The sequence below is a fragment of the Corallococcus praedator genome (assembly GCF_003612125.1).
Lineage (GTDB): Bacteria > Myxococcota > Myxococcia > Myxococcales > Myxococcaceae > Corallococcus > Corallococcus praedator.
The window spans coordinates 1-3,812 of the sequence record NZ_RAWI01000605.1 but is presented as its reverse complement, the minus strand read 5'-3'; the positions used below and the strand labels follow the sequence as shown (position 1 = coordinate 3,812).

The window sequence follows — 3,812 nt, the reverse complement described above, 5'->3', positions numbered from 1 at the left end:
GTCCACCACCAGCCCCAGCCCGCCCAGGTTGAGCCGCCCCAGGGTGAGCTGTACGCAGAAGAGCGTGCGGCCATCGCGAAGCCGCTGGGGCCCCGTCCAGTGCGCCGCCTCGAAGACGTCCGCGCCCAGCTCCCCCAGCACCCGCGTCAGCACCGGGCCGCGCGTGCCCCGCAGCGACACGAAGCCCGCGCGCGCGTGCACCATCCGCGCGCACTGCGTGAGGAACACGTCCAGGCCGGTGTCCAGGTCCAGACCCCGCTCCAGACAGTCCTCGAGGATGTCGTCGGCCATCCGGTTCACGGCCGTCAGGCCGCGCAGGAAGGCGAGCTCTTCTTCCGGGGAATGGAACTCCACGCTCCCATCAATACCCGAAAAGCCGGCGCAGAGAAGCGCCCGGGAGGTGGGGCGTCAGACGCGCTCGCGGTCCAGGCGCACCGCCGAGGGCAGGCGCTCCGGCAGTTCCGGGGAGGCCCGGGTGACGGGGTGCTCCAGCATGCCGTGCCGGTCCAGCATGTGCTCCAGGTGCGCCACGCGGGCGCGCAGCCCCTCCAGCTCCCCGGCGGACACCTGCCCGCGGGCCTGGACCTCGCGCACGCGCAGCCACGTCTCCACCACGGGCTTGAGGGCGAAGCGCAGCGTGAGGCCGAGCAAAGGCACGCCGATGGTCATGCCGGTGACCATGATGACCATCACGGCTTCTGTCAGTTCCATGAGGGGGCTCCGAGGAAGAAAGAGGCGGACCCCGGGCCTACGAACGCAGGCGCCGGGCGATTGCAGGCCCCGGCGTTTTCCCACCGACCGGACAGCGGAGGCCCGGCGGAGTGTCAGCCGGACTTGGCCTGGTCGCTGTAGATGGCGTCGGCGATGCGGTAGGCGCTGCCCTCCAGGCGCTGGAAGGCTTCGCGCAGGGCGCCCGCGTCGGAGGTGTTGAGGATGGAGCGCAGGCGCTCCAGGTCCGACTTGATCTCCTCGCGGTCCTTCTCCGACAGGAGGCTGGCGTACTCCTCCAGGCTCTTCTCCGTGGTGTAGATGAGCCCGTCCGCGTTGTTGCGCAGCTCCGCCAGCTCCTTCTTCTTCTTGTCGTCCGCGGAGTGCGACTGGGCGTCGGAGATCATCGTCTGGATCTCCGCCTCCGACAGGCCGGAGTTGCCCACCACGCGCACCTGCTGCTGCTTGCCGGTGCCCAGGTCGCGCGCGCTCACGTGCACGATGCCGTTCGCGTCGATGTCGAAGGACACTTCAATCTGCGGCACGCCACGGGGCGCCGGCGGGATGCCCACCAGTTCGAAGCGCGCGAGCGTCTTGTTGTCCGCCGCCATCTCGCGCTCGCCCTGCAGGACGTGCACGGACACGAGCGGCTGGTTGTCCACCGCGGTGGAGAACACCTGGCCCTTCTTGCAGGGGATGGTGGTGTTCTTGTCGATGATCTTCGTGAACACGCCGCCCGCGGTCTCCACGCCCAGCGACAGCGGCGTGACGTCCAGCAGGAGGACGTCCTTCACCTCGCCCTTGAGCACACCACCCTGGATGGCGGCGCCCACGGCGACGACCTCGTCCGGGTTGATGCCCTTGTGGGGCTCCTTGCCGAAGAACTCCTTCACCTTCTGCTGCACGCGGGGCATGCGCGTCATGCCGCCCACCAGGAGCACCTGGTTGATAGCCTGCGCGGTGACACCCGCGTCCTTGAGCGCGATGCGGCACGGCTCGATGGAGCGGTCGATGAGGTCCGCGACCAGCGCCTCGAAGGTGGACCGGTCGATGGTCTCCGTGAGGTGCTTGGGACCGGACGCGTCCGCGGTGATGAACGGGAGGTTCACCTCCGTCTCCGGGGCGCTGGACAGCTCGTGCTTGGCGCGCTCGGCGGCTTCCTTCAGGCGCTGGAGCGCCATGCGGTCCTTGCGCAGGTCCAGGCCGTTGTTGCCTTCGGCGAAGCGCTTGGCCAGGTAGTCGATGAGCCGCTGGTCGAAGTCCTCGCCGCCCAGGAACGTGTCGCCGTTCGTGCTCTTCACCTCGAACACACCGGAGGTGAGCTCGAGGATGGAGATATCGAACGTGCCGCCGCCCAGGTCGTAGACGGCGATGCGCTCCGTGGGGCTGTCCTTCACCTTGTCCAGGCCGTACGCGAGCGCCGCGGCGGTGGGCTCGTTGATGATGCGCAGCACGCTCAGGCCCGCGATGCGGCCCGCGTCCTTGGTGGCCTGGCGCTGGCTGTCGTTGAAGTACGCGGGGACCGTGATGACGGCCTCGGTGACGGGCTCACCGAGATAGTCCTCCGCCGTCTGCTTCATCTTCATCAGCACGATGGCGCTGACTTCCGGCGGGCTGTAGCCCTTGCCGCGGATCTCCACCCACGCGTCGCCGTTGGGGCTGGCGGCCACCTTGAAGGAGCTGACGCCAATGGCCTTGCGCGCCTCCGGCGAGTCGTACTTGCGGCCGATGAGGCGCTTGGCCGCGAAGACCGTGTTCTCCGGGTTGGTGATGGCCTGCCGTTTGGCGATCTGCCCCACCAGACGCTCACCGGAGTCGGTGAAGCCCACCATGGACGGCGTGGTGCGGCTGCCTTCGCTGTTGGGGATGACCACCGGCTCGCCGCCTTCCATGACGGCGACGCAGGAGTTCGTGGTGCCCAGGTCGATACCAATCACCTTCGCCATGACTACTGACTCCCCCCGGAGGAACTCTCGGAATCCGCGGGCGCCTCGGGCGCCTCGTTGCTGCTGGACTGCGAATCGGTGCTGGCGGGCGCTTCCGCGACGGCGGCGGCGGCCGGCGGCGGGGCGACCTCTGGGGCGCGCGCGACGACGACCATCGCGGGACGCACCAGCCGCTCATTGAGGTGGAAGCCTCGCGCCACCTCATAGACGACGTGGCCGGCGGCGACCTCCGCGGTCTCCACCTGCTGGATGGCTTCGTGCAGGCGCGGGTCGAAGGGCTGCCCCTTGGCGCTGAAGCCCTTCACGCCGTGGCGGGACAGCGCGTCCTCGAAGGACTTGCGCGTCATGGCCACGCCCTTCTGGAAGCTGTCGAAGTCGGTGGACTTGCTGGCGGCGTCGAGCGCGCGGTCCATGTTGTCCATGACGGGGAGCAGGTCCTTGAGGAGCTTCTCCGCGCCGAACTTCTGGACGTCCTCCTTCTCCTTCTGCGCGCGCTTGCGGTAGTTCTCCAGGTCCGCGGCGGCGCGCAGGGCGCGCTCCTGGAAGTCCTTGGCGCGCTCGTGCGCTTCCTTCAAGCGCTCCAGCGTCTCGCGGGCCTTGGCCTGGCTGAAGTCCAGCTGCGCGCGCAGCGACTCCACCTCCTGCCGGAGCGCGGCCGCGTCCTCGGTGGGGGGAGTGACCTCGGGGGTGGATGCGGCCGCTTCGGATTCGGAGGCGGCGACGTCCACCTCCACCTCCGTCCCTGAACCTGCGGTGTCCGCGCCTTCGTCCATCCGACGCTCGACGCTGGCAACCGCCTCGTCGATCACGTCCTGCCCGATGTCCGTCTGGATGCTGCCCTTGTCATTGGTGCCCGACACGGCGCGCACTATCTCACGCGCCGGGGAGCGATCCAACAGGACCCGAGGGAGGGGCCACGCCGCGCCCTGCATGCGGGCAGGCGCGGTTCATGCGCAGCGGAACTTCACGCTCCGGGCGCGGGTTTCTTGCGTCCCAACGTTTTCTTGGAAGCCGATTTCTTCGCGACCCTGGCGCCTTTCGGGGCGGGGGCCGGGGCGGCGGCGCTCTTCTTGCGGCCAATGGACTTGGGGACCTTCGCCTTGTCCGCGCTCTTCGCCTTGTCCGCGCTCTTCGCCTTGGGCGGAGAAGCGCGGGGGG

General features: G+C 69.2%; 3 protein-coding genes and 2 pseudogenes. All 5 read right to left on the bottom strand.

Features of this window, described 5'->3' with window-relative positions:
* A pseudogene (locus tag D7Y13_RS39640) lies at positions 1–354 on the bottom strand (serine/threonine protein kinase); the annotation flags it as partial.
* 54 nt (positions 355–408) lie between these two features.
* Positions 409–711, bottom strand: coding sequence for a hypothetical protein (locus D7Y13_RS39635; protein ID WP_120538258.1), 303 nt, complete (start codon positions 709–711; stop codon positions 409–411).
* Positions 712–824: 113 nt separating this feature from the next.
* Positions 825–2,654 (bottom strand): molecular chaperone DnaK, encoded by a 1,830-nt coding sequence (gene dnaK / locus D7Y13_RS39630; RefSeq protein WP_120538257.1) that lies wholly within the window; start codon positions 2,652–2,654, stop codon positions 825–827.
* Between the two features lie 2 nt (positions 2,655–2,656).
* A complete protein-coding gene (gene grpE, locus D7Y13_RS39625; RefSeq protein ID WP_120586114.1) occupies positions 2,657–3,523 on the bottom strand; it encodes a nucleotide exchange factor GrpE in 867 nt (288 codons plus the stop codon).
* A 95-nt stretch (positions 3,524–3,618) separates the two neighbouring features.
* Positions 3,619–3,812 (bottom strand): annotated as a pseudogene (locus D7Y13_RS48415) (hypothetical protein); the annotation flags it as partial.

Bases quoted from the DNA above. Each gene is read 5' to 3' on its own strand.
- D7Y13_RS39635 (WP_120538258.1), bottom strand. From the start codon at position 711: ATGGAACTGACAGAAGCCGTGATGGTCATCATGGTCACCGGCATGACC.
- dnaK (WP_120538257.1), bottom strand. From the start codon at position 2,654: ATGGCGAAGGTGATTGGTATCGACCTGGGCACCACGAACTCCTGCGTC.